Origin of the sequence: Bowmanella yangjiangensis, from assembly GCF_017255015.1 — a bacterium.
Lineage (GTDB): Bacteria > Pseudomonadota > Gammaproteobacteria > Enterobacterales > Alteromonadaceae > Bowmanella > Bowmanella yangjiangensis.
Genome location: NZ_JAFKCS010000889.1, coordinates 1 through 291, shown reverse-complemented (window position 1 = coordinate 291; position 291 = coordinate 1). Strand labels below are relative to the sequence as shown.

Annotated in this window: 1 pseudogene; it reads left to right on the top strand. The window is 71.1% G+C overall.

Annotated elements, in window-relative coordinates:
* Nucleotides 1-291 (top strand): annotated as a pseudogene (locus J0A65_RS27100) (hypothetical protein); the annotation flags it as partial.

Below are 291 nucleotides of genomic sequence, written 5' to 3'. Positions count from 1 at the left end.
CAGAGCCTTTCCTCACCTCCGGCGATCTGCTCATCCGCTTCCAGGCGCTGGACGGCTTCCTCCTGCAGCACCAGGACCTGTGGCGCCCCAGGCCGTTTCATCACCTGCAACTGCCCTGGGAGAGCCAGCTCCCCGAGCTCGCCAACTGGTTGCGCGGCCGCTCGCTGGAGCAGGCAGAGGCCGCCGACAATGCCCCCTACCAGCTCGCAGCACCCGCGCCCTTCGCCGAGCTGGCGCGCCAGGCGCGCGAGCTGAGCGCCCTGGGCGAACTGCCGAACGCGGCCGGCACAC